Genomic DNA, 15,593 nt, shown 5'->3' with positions numbered 1-15,593 from the left:
AGGTAAATTTTTATAAAATCCGATTTGCATAAGCTATTTCATGTAATGATACATGATTGTTTCTCTAAGATTTTTTTTTTCCATAAAGTTCAAGGCGATGATGAATAATTTCATAGCCAAGAGATTTTGCAATTTCCTTTTGCAGTCTTTCAATAACATCGGAATGAAACTCAATAACTTGTCCTGTTTCTATATCAATGAGATGATCATGATGTTGTCCATCTGCTTGTTCAAAACGAGATGGACCACCACTAAAGGTATGTCGATGAATTGTTCCACTTCCTTCTAATGTTTTCATGGTTCTATAAACCGTTGAGAGTGAAATGCTCGAATCTATTTTGTTTGCACGCTGAAAAATTTCAAATGCATTGGGATGGTCATTCGTATCGGTCAAGATATCAAGAATAACACGTCGTTGGCGTGTTACCCTTAAACCAGCTGTGCGCAATTCTTGCTCATAGTTTCGCTTTTTCTTCATCTTCATTGTTTGCTTTTCAAACAAAGGCTCCATGACAGTGTTTGTATTTTTTCTCTGAACCACAAGGACAACGCTCATTCCGTCCAACTTTTCCCCATGTGGCTACATCGTTGGGGTTACGGTTTTGAGGATTAACAAACCTATTTTCTTGAGGTCGTGACCATAAGGTGGGAGAATTTTTTTGATTTTGGTCATTAAAGACAGGAGAATCAGCACCAGTTTTTTCAGGCATGGTTGGTTCTGTAGTTTGTTGAATAATTTCAAAGCGCATAAGCTTAGAAGTGACAATTCTGCGCAAATTTTTCAACATACTTTGAAAGAGTTCAAAAGATTCTGTCTTATACTCATTAAGTGGGTCCCGCTGTGCATAACCACGAAAACCAACAACAGAGCGCAAATGGTCTAAACTTACCAAATGTTCACGCCATAACGTGTCAATAGTTTCAAGTAATACTGCTTTATGAAAATAAGCCATTACTTCTGGTGAGTAGCGCTCAGTACGCTCATTTTCAAGTTTTGTAACAGCTTCTGATATACGCTCTAAAATTTGCTCCTCGGCAATTCCATCTTCTTTTGCCCATTCTCCCACTGGAAGCTCGAGATTAAAGAGTTGTTGAAGTTCTTCTTCGAGAGCTTTTACATCCCACTTTTCAGAATATGTCCCAGCTGGGATGTAAGTTTCTACGAGATCTTCCACGACTTCATTGCGTATTTCAAGGACCATTTCTGTTAAATTATCTGTATTCATGATCTCCATTCGCTGTTCAAAAATAACCTTGCGCTGATCGTTCATGACATCATCATATTTTAACAAATTTTTACGGATTTCAAAATTTCGTGCTTCGACCTTTTTTTGTGCTTTTTCAAGGGCCTTATTAATCCATGGATGGATAATAGCTTCATTTTCTTTCAATCCAAGTTTTTGCAGCACACCGTCCATACGGTTAGAGCCGAAGATACGCATAAGATCATCTTGCAGAGAGAGAAAGAATTTTGAGCGACCTGGATCACCTTGGCGGCCAGAACGTCCACGAAGTTGGTTATCAATACGACGGCTTTCATGACGTTCAGTAGCGATAACGTAGAGTCCCCCAGCCGCTAGAGCTTTTTCTTTAAGCTGCTTGACATCTTTTTTGATTTCTTCAATTCGAGTTGTCCGCTCTGGACTTTCGGGGATATCTTGTAATTCTTGTCGGATACGCATTTCAACATTACCACCAAGCTGTATATCTGTACCGCGTCCCGCCATGTTGGTTGCGATGGTAAGAGCTCCAGGAACTCCTGCTTGCGCAATGATGTAAGCCTCTTGCTCGTGATAGCGAGCATTTAAGATTCTAAAATCGCGAATGCCCTCTTTTCGCAAACGCTCTGCCAATTGTTCTGACTTTTCAATAGAGGTTGTTCCAACAAGAATAGGCTGTTTTTTTTCGTATGCTTGACGGATATCACGCACAATTGCTCGATATTTCTCTTCTGCTGTTCGATAAATTTCATCATCTTCGTCAATACGTTGTATTGGTAAATTTGTAGGGACTTCGATAACGTCAAGACCATAAATATTTCTGAATTCTTCTGCTTCTGTTGTTGCAGTTCCAGTCATTCCAGATAATTTTCTATACATACGGAAGTAATTTTGGAAAGTGATAGAAGAAAGTGTCTGATTTTCTGGCTGAATAGTCACATGCTCTTTGGCTTCTAATGCTTGATGGAGTCCTTCAGAATAACGTCGCCCAGGCATCATTCGTCCCGTGAATTCGTCAATAATAACGATTTCATTATTGCGAATAATGTAATCCTTGTCGCGAACAAACAGCTTATGGGCTTTTAAAGCATTATTAACATGATGAACGATAGCGATATTTTCTATGTCATAAAGACTTTCACCTTTAAGATGTCCAGCTTGTTCGAGCATTTTTTCAATTTTTTCAGTACCCACTTCAGTAAAGGTCGTTGTTTTTTGCTTTTCGTCTATTTCATAGTCTTCTGGAGTTAAGGCAGGAATAAATGTGTCAATAAGGTTATAGAAGTCCGTACGATCTTCTATAGGACCAGAAATAATAAGGGGTGTGCGAGCTTCATCAATGAGAATCGAATCCACTTCATCAACAATTGCATAATGATGTCCACGTTGGACCATTTGACTGTGATCAAAGGCCATATTATCACGCAAATAATCAAAACCTAGTTCATTATTTGTGGCATAGGTGATGTCACATGCATAGGCCTCTCGGCGGGCATCGTTATCAAGATCATGAAGGATGACACCCGTTGTAAGACCCAGAAAACTAAACATTTTTCCCATCGTTTCAGCATCACGACTGGCGAGATAATCGTTTACTGTCACAACATGAACACCTTTACCTTCCAATGCGTTGAGATAAATCGGGAGAGTTGCCATTAATGTTTTACCTTCACCAGTACGCATTTCAGCTATGCCGCAGTCGTGAAGGACCATTCCACCAATAAGTTGTACGTCAAAAGGGCGCATGCCATAAACACGTTTTGCTGCTTCACGAACAGTTGCAAAAGCTTCTGGTAAGAGTAAATCAACACTTTCACCTTCACTAAGACGTTTACGAAAGCTATCCGTTTTTTTGCAAAGCTGCTCATCACTTAATTTTACGAATTGTTCTTCCAAAGCATTAATTTGTGCAACTTTTTGGCGGAGTGCTTTGAGACGTCGCTCATGAGCTGAACCAAAAAATCTACGTGCAAAAACACTTAACCCGACCATCTCTGGTCCTTTCTTTTAATTGTTGTTACTCTTGTTGGGTAATTCATATGTTCTCCCCATGCTTCACATTTTCATTAAGTTTTTTGATATCATTATAGATATCATGAAATGCAGATAGTACCATTATACCTGCTAGTGTGCAATTTCCCACTTTAATTGTAAAATAGAGATAAGAGGCTACGTGTGCTATGTCAACTTTAGTAATACTGTTTAATTGATACAATACAAAGTAATTTAAGATACAATATACCATTTTTCTCTATTATCATGTTTTTCTTCTATTAGATAGGGTTAGAGACATTGGGATAAAAGGATGTAAAATAAATTACTAATTTATTTCTCTATGTTTAAAGTGTTATGGTAAAGAAAATTGGAATCTTGAACCTGCCTTCATTTTTAGAGGAGTATATTTATGAAATTCAAATTTATCACGCTGTTTTTAGCATCAACTTTATTGGCAAGTACAAGTTTAGGGGTGAAAGCTCAAGAGGGTTTGAATTCATCGTCGAATGATTTAAAGATCTTGGAGAAAGCTTCTGAAAAAGCAGTTTCTCCTTCTCATGTTATGGCAGTTATTGATGGGAAAGATATTACAGCAGGCCAATTAGATGATTTAGCACTTGAAATAAATCCTAATTTAACACGTTTTCCTGATGAACAACGCCGTATTATGGTCTTAAAAGCTTATTTAGATATGCAAGCACTTGCAAAAGAAGCCAGAAGCAAGGGCATTGATAAAACAGAAGCTTACGATAAACGTATGGCAGTCATGCGTGACAATGTCCTTCAACAGATTTATTTTAAACAGACAATTGTTGACCAAATATCGGATACTGATTTGGAAACCCTTTATAAGCAAGAAGTTGCGGCTTTACCTAAAGAGGATGAAGTTAAAGCACGCCATATTTTGGTTAAAACAAGAAAAGAAGCAGAAACTATCATTAAGCATTTGAATAAAGGAGAAAATTTTGAAGAGATTGCAAAGAAAAGTTCAACAGATGGTTCTGCTGCTGTTGGGGGAGATCTTGGTTATTTTAGCCATGGTCAAATGGTCAAGCCTTTTGAAGATGCTGTATTTGGTTTGAAAGTGGGCGAATACACTAAACAACCTGTTGAAAGTCCTTTCGGTTGGCATATTATCAAATTAGAAGATCGTCGTTTGAAACAACCTCCTGCATTTGATGATGTTAAAGAGATGTTGCGCACGCAGCTGATAAAAAAGCGCTATCAAAAATTGATTGTTGATTTGCGTAGCAAGCTAGATGTGAAATATCCTGATCCTAATGTTACAAAAATCATGGAATCTCTTCATCAAAATGGGATGCTTCTTCCTGATGAGACTTCTGATGAAGAAGATACAGAATAGCTAGAAAAAAATAAGTAGATAGCCTCTTTAATAGATAATTCTCTAGGTTAGTTTTGTTCAAAAAGCTTAGCAGTTTTTTAGGAGAGGTTATGGATCTGCAATCATTTTATTTATTTTTATAGAAAGCATATTGTGGTTTTGAAAATATCTCCTTTATCGCCCCAAAAGGTCCAGGAGCTTTCTCCATTACCTGGTGTACGGATAGCAACAGCCGAAGCAGGGATAAAATATAAAGATCGTACAGATCTTCTTTTTATTATATTCGATAAGCCTGTGAGTGTGGCAGGTGTTTTTACACGTTCAAAATGTCCATCTTCTCCTGTAGAGCATTGCCGTGCATCGCTTCCTCATGGGGTTGCGAGGGGTGTTGTGGTGAATTCTGGAAATGCAAATGCTTTTACAGGAAATAAAGGAAAGTACACAACAAATGAAATCATATGTGCAGCTGCGAATACTTTAAAGGTCAGAAAAAATGAAATTTTTATAGCTTCTACAGGTGTTATTGGTGAACCAATGGATGCATCGAGTATTGTAAATCTTTTGCCAAGTATGGCGGAGATAGCAAAAGAAGGAAATTGGTTAGAAGCTGCAAAAGCTATCATGACAACTGATACATTTCCAAAACTTGCAACGTGCACTTTTGATTGTGGGGGAGAGATTATTACCATTAATGGGATTGCAAAAGGTTCTGGGATGATTGCACCAGATATGGCAACAATGCTCTCTTTTGTTGTAAGTGATGCGGGAATTTCTTCGACTATATTGCAATCCATGTTATCAGAGGCAGTTCAGAGTTCTTTCAATTCAATTACTGTTGATAGCGATACCTCAACATCAGATACACTCATGATGTTTGCAACAGGAAAAGAAAGATTTCCTTGCCTTACATGCAAAGCAGATCCGCGTTATAAAATATTCTCAAAACACTTGAGTGCACTTTTGCACGAGCTCGCATTACAAATTGTCTGTGATGGTGAAGGTGCTCGCCATTTAATTGAGGTTAAGGTAATTGGTGCTATGACAAATGATGCAGCAAAAACTATTGCTTTGTCAATTGCGAATTCACCACTTGTAAAAACAGCTATTGCCGGTGAAGATGCAAATTGGGGGAGAGTCGTTATGGCAATTGGAAAGGCTGGTGTTGAAGTTGATCGTGATTTGTTGATGATTTGGTTTGGGCAGTATCGTGTGGCAGTGAATGGTGAACGAGATCCTGAGTATTGTGAAGAGGCAATAGGTGCTTATATGCGAGGTAAACACATCACAATTCGTGTTGATATTGGTTTGGGTAATGGCATGGCGACAGTTTGGTCTTGCGATTTAACAAAAGAATACGTTATGATCAATAGTGATTACAGAAGTTAATGGATGCGCCTTCTATATTTAACAGCTTATTATTTTTCAGTGAAAATAAGGTGTATAAGTTCTTTTAGGAGCAGGGGGCTATGTATAGAAAAGACAGTTGTCTTAATGATTCTCTATTGGAGAGTGATATGGTAAAAAATTCCATACTTCTTGTTGTTGCATGTGCGTTATTAGATCAAAATAATCGTGTTTTACTTACCAAGCGCCCTGAAGGAAAATCACTGGCTGGTTTGTGGGAGTTTCCTGGTGGAAAGGTTGAGCTAGGCGAGACTCCAGAAGTATCGTTGATTCGTGAACTAGAGGAAGAGCTTGGTATTTATATTCAACCAAATAATTTATTACCTTTAACATTTGCAAGTCATAGCTATAAAACATTTCATCTTTTAATGCCATTGTATCTTTGTAACCATTATGAAGGCGTTGCACAAGGGCGAGAGGGCCAAGCTTTAGAATGGGTTTTTATTAATGATCTTAATAAATACTCCATGCCTGATGCTGATAAACCATTGATTCATGTATTGAAAAATCATTTTCTTTAATGTGTTATAAAAAGAAAATATTTCTTAAATATAAGTCAATATATTAATTTAAAATATTGAATAGAAGTGTCGGGTATCGTAAAATTCCTTATTTCAAATCTATTTATGTTAAATTAATCAAAGAAGTATTTTCGTGCATGTTTCAAATGGGGGAGGCCATGTGGGTAAAAAGCTATTAAGAAAAAATAAAATGCGTGCTGAAAGAACGCTTTCCAATAGTCAAGGATTATGCAACATTAAGAATTGATGAAGTGTAGTTCCTTTGTGTTCTTCAGAAGTATAAAAATGGTAGTAAACAATGGATTTATACTTTTCGCGATTATCGTTGAGCGGGGATTTTGGGTGCACAGAGCGATACCAGAGGTATTTATTTCATGAGATCGCAACGAGAGGGAGGATTCCAAAATATCTTTTTGAAGAAAATACTTTGTCATTATTAATAGAGATTGTTTACATGACTAATGGATTATTCATCGTTGTGATATATTTTTCATAATAAACTATGATTTATAATTATAAATTGTCGTTTAATTATTTTTTTTGATTCTTTATGGTTTCTCAATCAAAAAAATCAAGAACGTACGAGTAAAAAGAGTGGTATGTAATGTGGAAAACAATTTTAAAATAAATAAAAATATACGGATGATGAATTATTAAATATTAAGAGAAGAACATGCAGAGAAGAGTTATTAGGGGATTGTGTTATAGTACTGAAAAATGAGAAAAAACTATCTAAGTTTAAGTATATAAATGAGAAATACAACTTAATGAAAGTGTTTTATGAAATTTTTAGACTTCATCCAAAATGGAAGAGGTAAAATATAAGGAATTGTGTAATCTCCATTTTTTTAAGATCTTTCTTTTGTATATTTTTAAAAACCATGAAGCTGAATAGAAAAGAAATGATGAAGCTACGCAATAATTTCTATCTTCATTTTTTTGAAAAGAATACGCTTATTTTTCTATTGGTTTGTCATAAAGGTTTTTGAAACAAGGCAGTATGATAATATGGAAAACTCCAGTTCAAGCTGCGTAATATGGGTTTGTAATTACAATTAATTATATGATATTTAAATAAATGTTATTCAGTAAACTTGTTGATGGGTTTTTACACTATTTTAAGATAAGTCAGTATTAATAAAGACTTCTGAATGAATATTGGAAAAGATTGAAAGATGTTTTTTAAATCAATAGGATTACGCTGTTCATAATACAGAACATCATTGCGCTGCAGATTCATGGGCTTATTTTTATGAAGCATTTCTTAAAGCTCCCAAGCTCATTTTGCGCTGGCATTTGAATGATATAACAAGCCATTGAGCATTACTATCTTGACGCTTATAGAGGGCATAAGTCGATTCCTAATGTTATTGCGGTAGTTCTTGGCATTCTATATAAAAACATTCAATTAATTTTTTTATAGGAGGTATGTATTAAGTCACCTGAATTGGGCGACGTTTTGCAATGGGATATTGATTTTTTCTAGCAATACGCGTAATTGCTTTTTCCAATGGTTCGATCATAACGTCCATAGAAAAACCATTTGCGTGAATAATATTTTCATGATCAACCATAATAGCAACATGACCTTTCCAAAAAATCAAATCACCTCGTTGAAGTTTATCAGTGTCTGTAAGAAGCCTGCCTATAGTTTTTTGCTGCATATCTGTGTCACGTAAAACTATTTGATCGGTCATCATCATCGAGAGTTGAATGAGTCCTGAACAATCAATTCCAAAACCACTAACACCACCCCAAAGATAAGGCGTACGGATAAAAGTTTCTGCAACCGTAACATAATCTTTATACACGCGTCCAATGGGGCTGAGATGGCTAGTGATGATTGCTTTTCCATTTTCAAGAATAGAGTACATTGTATCATGGACTTCAATTTCATCAACAACACTGACTTTGCTTCCCATCGATAAAGGGAACTCTATTGGTCCACGTAAGTCAGCGTATGAATATTTAAATGTGCGTGGGAGTGAAACCACATGCGTTTGTTTTATGGTTGATGTACAAAGAACTTTTGTATCAATGTAACCGACATAACCATCCTTGAGTGATTGCCCCCAGGACATTGTTTCTCCTTGTTCAAAAATAAGAAATTCTTCACCAAATAAACATTCTGTTTGTCGTTCACTTTTTTTACTATTTTCTTTAAATAGTCCAGCGATCGCTGTATTAACACGTCTTTTTTCACCTTGAACAAAGCGCTGGGCTGTAATTTCTGCTTCAAGGCGCTGATCTGCTAAATCATCTCTGAATGCATAAAGTCTTGGGTCTTTAGAGATCATCTTTTTACTTTTCATTTTTCGGCTTCTCATCTAAAATTGACTCATGAAAATTGCATTGAAGATTTTATCTTCAAATAAAAGCAATAATACAGTTTAAACCGATAGAAATTATTCTTAAAACTGCAAAATTGTCCATCTTTTTGGATATTTTATGTTAAAATTCATTTTTTAAAAATATTATAAAGAGCACGAATGGTTTGTGCGGATCCACCAATCGGGTGTCCTGGTTTTGCTTTTGGAACCCATCCATAAAGATCGAAATGTGCAAAATGTTCAGCTTTTTCCACAAAAGAATTAAGAAATAAAGCAGCGATTATAGAGCCAGCAAAGTTATTTCCAGTTACATTGTTAAGATCAGCAATTGGTGATGATAGCATTTCTTGGTAAGGTTTCCAAAGAGGCATTTGCCAAAGAGGATCGAAAACAGCGTGAGCAGATTCAGAAATTTGTTGTGCCCATATTGAATCATTACAATAAAATGCAGGAAGATCTGGTCCTAATGCTATACGTGCTGCCCCTGTTAAAGTGGCCATGCAAAGCATAAATTGTGGACTTTCTTCATCACCATAGGCGAGTGCATCAGCAAGGACGAGTCGCCCTTCAGCATCTGTATTGCCGACTTCAACATTTAAACCTTTACGACTTTTGAGAATATCACCTGGTCGGTAAGAATTCGCAGAAATTGCATTTTCTACGGCAGGAATCAAAACACGTAGATGGAAGGGCAATTTTGCATCCATGATAAGTTTAGCTAATCCCAAAACGTTTGCTCCACCGCCCATATCTTTTTTCATAAGTAACATGTTATTGGCTGATTTAAGATCAAGTCCTCCAGTATCAAAAGTTACACCTTTACCTACCAACGTTATTTTAGGATGATGTTCTTGTCCCCAGCGTAATTCAATCAGCCGTGGTGCAGTACTGCCTGCTCGTCCTACGGCATGAATCATCGGAAAGTTTTGGACTAAAAGCTTATCTCCACAAATACTTTGGACATTAGCACCATAAATTTCTCCTAGTTGTCGTGCTTCTTCTTCAAAAGTATCAGGGTTCATATCATTGGCTGGAATATTAATGAGATCACGGACAAAAAAGACAGCCTCGTAAATTCTCTGGAGCTCATTAAGATCAACGGCTTCATTGACATGGATAGATAATGATTTGAAGGAAGAATTTTGACGATAGCGATTAAACTGATAGCTGCCGAATGCCAATCCAAGATAGGTGTTTATTTCAGCAGAGGCTTCACCTTCTAAATGCCATTGACCAGCAGGAAGTTTTTGAGCAAGAAGTCCTGTGATAAAAGGATCGTTACCATTGCCAATTCCAAATAAAACTTTTTTTAAATGTCCGGTTTTGTGAGGAACAAAGAGAATTTGCCCTGCTTTGCCAGTAAAATCATTAACTTTTATCCATGCTGTTGTTGACGCATCAAGGGCTAAGTTAGAAAGACTTTTTTGATTTACCAAGATGATAGGACAACTTTTATCGATATGCGTTGAGGTAAAATGAATGTGGTGTCGCTGCATAGTTATAAGATCCTTATAGTCGTCTAAGTGCAACATACTCGACCAAATGATTTTTTCCCTTTCGTAGAATGAGATTGGATCGTGGTCGTGTTGGCAAAATATTTTCTTGTAAATTTTTTAAATTAATCGTTTGCCAAAGATTCTCAGCAATTTTTGAGGCTTCTTTCTCATTGAGCAGAGCATAGCGATGAAAATAGGATTCAGGATTTTGAAAAGCTGTTTTACGCAAACGTTTAAAGCGTTCTAAATACCAGTGACGAATGACTTCTACTTCAGCATCGACATAGATTGAAAAATCAAAAAAATCTGATACAAAAGGAATAGCTTTCCCATCTTTAGGAAGATCACTGACCTGTAATACATTAATACCCTCAACAATTAAAATATCAGGACGGTCAATGGAAATTGTCTGGTTTTCTAAAACATCATAGGTCATATGTGAGTAAAGTGGGGCACGGACATTCCTGCTACCTGCTTTTATAGCTGAAAGAAAGCACAGCAATTTTTTAATGTCATAGGAATCAGGGAATCCCTTACGATTCATACGATTTTTTTGCTTTAAGATCGCGTTAGGATAGAGAAAACCATCCGTGGTGATCAGATCAACTTTAAGATTAGAGGTCCAACGTTTCAACAGTTCTTGAAGAATGCGAGCGGTAGTTGATTTTCCTACTGCTACAGAGCCGGCAATTCCAATAATAAAGGGTGTTTTCGTAGTCTCTTCTTGATGGAGAAATTGTTGACGTTTTTGAAAAAGTTCTTGTACCGCTTCAACATGGCATGATAACAGGCGCGATAAAGAAAGATAAATGCGTTGAACTTCTTCAAGATCGATAGGATCATCAATGGAGCGTAAACGTTTAATTTCATCAAAAGTTAAAGTGAGAGGTGTGTCTGCACGAAATTGTGACCACTGTTGTGCGGTAAAGATACGATAGGGTGAACATCGGTCAGAAATGGATTTGACCAGATTTTTTTCCTGATTAATTTTTTGTATAGTCGTATCAATCATGTGTATTAGACGAGAATTTTTTTGCTGCAGCAATTGATTAAAAACGGACAGGTAAACTGCTTTGTGTTCAAGTAAATTTTGTTTTGCATGCTCTTTTCTTTAAGATAATAGATCATTTTTTATTAGCTTATCGTCCAGTTGTTCCAGTGTGCACGGATTTGTTTCAGTGAGTAGCCTTGTGCCAGAAAAGCCCATAAAAGCAGACGCGCTTTTACAGCTGATAAATAACCAGACATCATAGCACCAGAAGCAATCATATCGGTTTCTGAGCCTTTATAGCCATAAGTTATACGAGTTGTTGAGCCATTACAACAGCGACTGGCAATAATGATTGGTATTTTTTGTGCATATTGTTTTACAAGATCTGCTTCTTGAAAATTACAGTGTCCTGCACCAAAACCAGCTATAACAAGCCCAGCATAATACCCACTTTCAAGGCAGAATTTCATTAGTTGTGTATCAGATGATAACGAGGAAGAGAGGAGAGCAATTTGATGGTCGTGGTTTTGGGGAAGATCAAACGTTGTCGCGAAAAATTTTTGATCATTAAAATAAATGATTTTTCCTTCTAAAATAGTTCCTAAAATACCTACAAGACCTGATTGGAATGTTTCGACTTTGACGGTATGGCTTTTATAAAGCCAATAAGGTGAATGAATCGTATCATTGATGACAACGAGAACGCCTCTGTTACGACTTTGTGGGGATGTTGCGACACGAATTGCTGCTAAAAGATTAGCTGGTCCATCGGCACCCGCTTCACAAGGTAGACGCATAGCACCGGTTATAATGAGTGGTTCAGTTTCCTTCCAGTAAAGAGAAAGAAAAAAAGCTGTTTCTTCCAGAGTATCAGTACCTTGCGTTAAAACAACGCCTTCTGCGCCAGCGTTTATTTGTTTTTTTGCCCACACGATTGCTTCAAAAAGAATTTTAAAAGATAAAGATCCACTTGGTATTTGCCATAATGTTTGTGCCTGTATATCAGCAATATTATTTAAATCAGGAACACTTTTTATAAGGTTATCCGAGGTTAAAGTTGGATGCATATGACCAAAATTATCAGCGGTCATTGCAATTGTTCCACCTAAGGTTCCTATGGCGATTTTTTTCATAATTTTCCTCTAAAAGGGTCAAACTGTTTATATAAAGCTATTTAGCAGTAATTTATATTGACAACAATGATATCATTTTTTCAATTTTAACAAATTGAGTTATGCTGAATCATTGTGTTTTGCTGTATATGTTCTTAAATAGGACAGTAGTAATTGAGTTTTACATTATATGAAAAGAAAATGTTAAAAAGAAAAGTTAATATTAAGGAGTCTCCTTATGATAGAACATAAGCCAGACATAATGTATGGTACAACGATTATTACGGTACGAAAAGGTGGCAAAGTCGTGATGGCTGGGGATGGTCAGGTTTCTCTTGGACAGACGATTATGAAAGGCAATGCACGTAAAGTCCGTCGACTTGGAAAAAGCGGAGTAGTTATTGCTGGTTTTGCAGGTGCTACGGCAGATGCTTTCACATTACTAGAAAGGCTGGAAACAAAGCTTGAGCAATATCCTGATCAGCTTATGCGTGCATGTGTAGAACTTGCAAAAGATTGGCGAACAGATCGCTATTTGCGCCGTCTTGATGCAATGATGCTTGTAGCTGATAAAAAAGCAACTTTGGCTTTAACAGGGCTTGGTGATGTCTTGGAACCAGAAGATGGGGTTATGGCAATTGGCTCTGGAGGAAATTTTGCTCTTTCAGCAGCGCGAGCACTCATGGACCTGGATTTGGATGCAGAAACTATTGCCCGTAAAGCTATGGCTATTGCCGCTAAAATTTGTGTTTACACCAATGATCATTTTACGATTGAAACATTGGATGCAGAATTATTTTCTTTAGAGAAAGCTATTTAAATGTGTGTTGTATTTTCCCCTCGTGAGACTGTTTCTGAACTTGATCGTTTTATTATTGGCCAAAATGATGCCAAACGTTCTGTAGCTATTGCATTACGCAATCGGTGGCGTAGACAACAACTTGATGAGCCGATGCGTGAAGAAGTTATGCCAAAAAATATTTTAATGATAGGGCCTACAGGTGTTGGTAAAACAGGTATCGCACGTCGATTAGCAAAACTTTCTGGAGCACCTTTCGTGAAAGTAGAAGCGACTAAATTTACTGAAGTTGGTTATGTGGGCCGTGATGTTGAGCAAATTATTCGAGACCTTGTTGAAATTGCTATTTCTCTTGTGCGTGAGAAAAAACGCGATGAAATAAAAGAAAAAGCTCACTTGAATGCTGAAGAGCGCGTTTTAGACGCCCTTGTTGGTAAAACAGCAAGTCCTGCTACCCGCGATAGTTTTCGTAAAAAATTGCGTGAAAGTGAATTGGATGAGAAAGAGATTGAAATTGAAGTAGCCGATAATACTAGCAATAGTGCTTCAACCTTTGATATTCCTGGTATGCCTGGGGCACAAATGGGTATTATGAATTTATCAGATATTTTAGGCAAAATGGGAAGTCGTACGAAAGTCCGTAAAACGACAGTAAGAGATGCTTTTAAACCGCTTATCGATGATGAATCTGAAAAACTCCTTGATCAGGAACAAATCATTCAAGAAGCGCTTCGTGTTGCTGAAAATGACGGTATTGTTTTTATCGACGAGATTGATAAAATTGCTACCCGGGATGGTGGCGTAAGTGCTGCTGTTTCGCGTGAGGGCGTCCAACGTGATCTTTTGCCTTTGGTTGAAGGAACAACAATTTCTACAAAATATGGGCAAATCAAAACAGATCATATCCTTTTTATTGCCTCAGGAGCGTTTCATGTTTCCAAACCATCTGATTTATTACCAGAACTTCAAGGCCGTTTGCCCATCCGCGTGGAGCTCAACCCTTTAACAAGGGAAGATCTTCGACGCATTCTAACAGAGCCAGAAGCTAGTTTGATTAAACAATATATTGCTCTTATGGCAACGGAAGAGGTTCATTTGGAAATTACAGACGATGCAATTGATGCTTTAGCAGATATTGCTGTAGATTTAAATGCAAGGATTGAAAATATAGGGGCACGTCGTTTGCAAACGGTGATGGAGCGCGTTTTAGATGAAATTTCTTTTACAGCACCAGATAAAGCTGGAACATCGTTTAAAATTGATGCTGCTTATGTGAGAAAATCTATTGGCGAGCTTGCTGCTGATATCGATCTTTCACGGTTTATTCTTTAGATAGATCGCTTGTTTTATTTATCTGCGGGCTTCGATAATTTTAAAACCATGAGTTTGTTCATGTATCAACACTGTGTGGAAAATATTTTTTAATAATGTTTCATAAGGAAGGTGGCTGTTCGCAACAAAGAGCAGACTGCCCCTTGGTTTCAAGCATTTTGCAGCATTTATAATAAAATGTTTTCCTAATGAAATATCTGTCGTCTGTTGTGTGTGAAACGGTGGATTTGAAATGATTGTATCATACAGCTTTGTGACAGGCTCATGGACAAGGTCATGCCAATAAAAATGGATTGGAAAAGGAGCAGTTATATGCTGAAGGTGCTGTTTTGCTGCTCTCAAAGCATTGTAGTCTGCTTCATAGAGGTCAAGAGATGTAAGTTTTACATTATTTTCAAGTGCAACGTGAGAAAGAAAGCCCCATCCAGCACCAAAATCAGCTGTTTTTCCAGAAATAACTTTGGGTATATAAGAAGCAAGTGCAGCAGATCCTGGATCAATACGGCCATGTGAGAACATACCAGAAGTAGTTTGAAATTTATCAAAAGTGAGCGGTGGTGAGCGCAATTGTGCAATATCCTGTTTTCCGATTTGTGGAGGAACTTTCAGCCAAAATACGAGACCATGATTTTTAGACAGTTTATTGGTGATGGGAACAATTGTTTTGATCCATTTCATCATTGAGGCAGCACCAACCATTTTATTTCCACTAATCACAATCCAACCACAGGGTTTAACGCATTCTAATAAATCAAGAAAACAATTTTGGTTAAAACCACGATATTTACTTAAATGTAGAAATGCACCATCATAAATAAAATTTTTATCTATTTGAGGAGAACAGTGAAATTGAGTATCGGAAAATTTTAAAAAATCCGGTCGCCAAGGTGTAATAATTTTTAAATTTTGTATCCATTCTGGAGTGGGGATTTTTGTCAACCCAAAACTTAGCCAACATTGGTTTGGATCTGGATACGGGAGTTCATGATTTTCAAAAGGTAAAAACGATAACACATACAGCTCTTTCAAAAAATGCCACTCTATTTGGGGA

12 protein-coding genes are annotated in these 15,593 nt (G+C 36.9%); 5 read left to right on the top strand and 7 right to left on the bottom strand.

What is annotated here, in order from left to right; genetic code table 11:
• Positions 1–64: 64 nt before the first annotated feature.
• Positions 65–556, bottom strand: coding sequence for a Fur family transcriptional regulator (locus tag GGR08_RS03445; RefSeq protein ID WP_183193995.1), 492 nt, complete (start codon positions 554–556; stop codon positions 65–67).
• Positions 495–3,212, bottom strand: a complete 2,718-nt coding sequence (gene secA / locus GGR08_RS03440; RefSeq protein ID WP_183193994.1) for a preprotein translocase subunit SecA — start codon at positions 3,210–3,212, stop codon at positions 495–497. Before secA ends, GGR08_RS03445 begins: the two co-directional genes overlap by 62 nt.
• A gap of 412 nt (positions 3,213–3,624) precedes the next feature.
• Between secA and GGR08_RS03435 the strand changes: the two genes are divergently transcribed.
• The 3 genes from GGR08_RS03435 to mutT all read left to right on the top strand — a co-directional run bounded on the left by GGR08_RS03435 (position 3,625) and on the right by mutT (position 6,482).
• The gene (locus tag GGR08_RS03435; protein WP_183193993.1) at positions 3,625–4,578 is read left to right on the top strand and encodes a peptidylprolyl isomerase; all 954 of its coding nucleotides are present in this window, start codon (positions 3,625–3,627) and stop codon (positions 4,576–4,578) included.
• Between the two features lie 132 nt (positions 4,579–4,710).
• A complete protein-coding gene (argJ, locus tag GGR08_RS03430) occupies positions 4,711–5,943 on the top strand; it encodes a bifunctional glutamate N-acetyltransferase/amino-acid acetyltransferase ArgJ (RefSeq protein ID WP_183193992.1) in 1,233 nt (410 codons plus the stop codon).
• Between the two features lie 128 nt (positions 5,944–6,071).
• Positions 6,072–6,482 (top strand): 8-oxo-dGTP diphosphatase MutT, encoded by a 411-nt coding sequence (mutT, locus tag GGR08_RS03425; RefSeq protein WP_183193991.1) that lies wholly within the window; start codon positions 6,072–6,074, stop codon positions 6,480–6,482.
• Between the two features lie 1,433 nt (positions 6,483–7,915).
• Here the strand turns inward: mutT and GGR08_RS03420 are convergent.
• The 4 genes from GGR08_RS03420 to GGR08_RS03405 all read right to left on the bottom strand — a co-directional run bounded on the left by GGR08_RS03420 (position 7,916) and on the right by GGR08_RS03405 (position 12,432).
• Positions 7,916–8,779: a C40 family peptidase gene (locus GGR08_RS03420; protein ID WP_183194037.1), complete on the bottom strand. Its 864-nt coding sequence runs from the start codon at positions 8,777–8,779 to the stop codon at positions 7,916–7,918.
• 161 nt (positions 8,780–8,940) lie between these two features.
• Positions 8,941–10,308 (bottom strand): leucyl aminopeptidase family protein, encoded by a 1,368-nt coding sequence (locus GGR08_RS03415; RefSeq protein WP_183193990.1) that lies wholly within the window; start codon positions 10,306–10,308, stop codon positions 8,941–8,943.
• Between the two features lie 13 nt (positions 10,309–10,321).
• Complete coding sequence (coaA, locus tag GGR08_RS03410) at positions 10,322–11,320, bottom strand: type I pantothenate kinase (protein ID WP_183193989.1); 999 nt, start codon at positions 11,318–11,320, stop codon at positions 10,322–10,324.
• Between the two features lie 122 nt (positions 11,321–11,442).
• A complete protein-coding gene (locus GGR08_RS03405) occupies positions 11,443–12,432 on the bottom strand; it encodes an asparaginase (RefSeq protein WP_183193988.1) in 990 nt (329 codons plus the stop codon).
• A gap of 217 nt (positions 12,433–12,649) precedes the next feature.
• Here GGR08_RS03405 and hslV point away from each other — a divergent pair, with 217 nt between their 5' ends.
• Entirely contained in the window at positions 12,650–13,231 is a 582-nt protein-coding gene (hslV, locus tag GGR08_RS03400) for an ATP-dependent protease subunit HslV (RefSeq protein WP_183193987.1), read from the top strand.
• Positions 13,232–14,542: an ATP-dependent protease ATPase subunit HslU gene (gene hslU / locus GGR08_RS03395; protein WP_183193986.1), complete on the top strand. Its 1,311-nt coding sequence runs from the start codon at positions 13,232–13,234 to the stop codon at positions 14,540–14,542. It abuts the gene before it with no gap.
• 18 nt (positions 14,543–14,560) lie between these two features.
• Here the strand turns inward: hslU and GGR08_RS03390 are convergent, their stop codons facing one another.
• Complete coding sequence (locus GGR08_RS03390; protein WP_183193985.1) at positions 14,561–15,556, bottom strand: methyltransferase; 996 nt, start codon at positions 15,554–15,556, stop codon at positions 14,561–14,563.
• Positions 15,557–15,593: the final 37 nt, after the last annotated feature.

Source organism: Bartonella fuyuanensis, assembly GCF_014197255.1.
Taxonomy (GTDB): domain Bacteria; phylum Pseudomonadota; class Alphaproteobacteria; order Rhizobiales; family Rhizobiaceae; genus Bartonella; species Bartonella fuyuanensis.
The sequence above is the reverse complement of the archived record's forward strand: the minus strand, read 5'-3'. Positions and strand labels throughout refer to the sequence as shown.

Coding starts and splice junctions, on each gene's coding strand:
- GGR08_RS03435 (WP_183193993.1), top strand. CDS start 3,625: ATGAAATTCAAATTTATCACGCTGTTTTTAGCATCAACTTTATTGGCA.
- GGR08_RS03445 (WP_183193995.1), bottom strand. CDS start 556: ATGAGCGTTGTCCTTGTGGTTCAGAGAAAAAATACAAACACTGTCATG.
- mutT (WP_183193991.1), top strand. CDS start 6,072: ATGGTAAAAAATTCCATACTTCTTGTTGTTGCATGTGCGTTATTAGAT.
- GGR08_RS03420 (WP_183194037.1), bottom strand. CDS start 8,779: ATGATCTCTAAAGACCCAAGACTTTATGCATTCAGAGATGATTTAGCA.
- GGR08_RS03415 (WP_183193990.1), bottom strand. CDS start 10,308: ATGCAGCGACACCACATTCATTTTACCTCAACGCATATCGATAAAAGT.
- hslU (WP_183193986.1), top strand. CDS start 13,232: ATGTGTGTTGTATTTTCCCCTCGTGAGACTGTTTCTGAACTTGATCGT.
- coaA (WP_183193989.1), bottom strand. CDS start 11,320: ATGATTGATACGACTATACAAAAAATTAATCAGGAAAAAAATCTGGTC.
- secA (WP_183193994.1), bottom strand. CDS start 3,212: ATGGTCGGGTTAAGTGTTTTTGCACGTAGATTTTTTGGTTCAGCTCAT.
- hslV (WP_183193987.1), top strand. CDS start 12,650: ATGATAGAACATAAGCCAGACATAATGTATGGTACAACGATTATTACG.
- GGR08_RS03405 (WP_183193988.1), bottom strand. CDS start 12,432: ATGAAAAAAATCGCCATAGGAACCTTAGGTGGAACAATTGCAATGACC.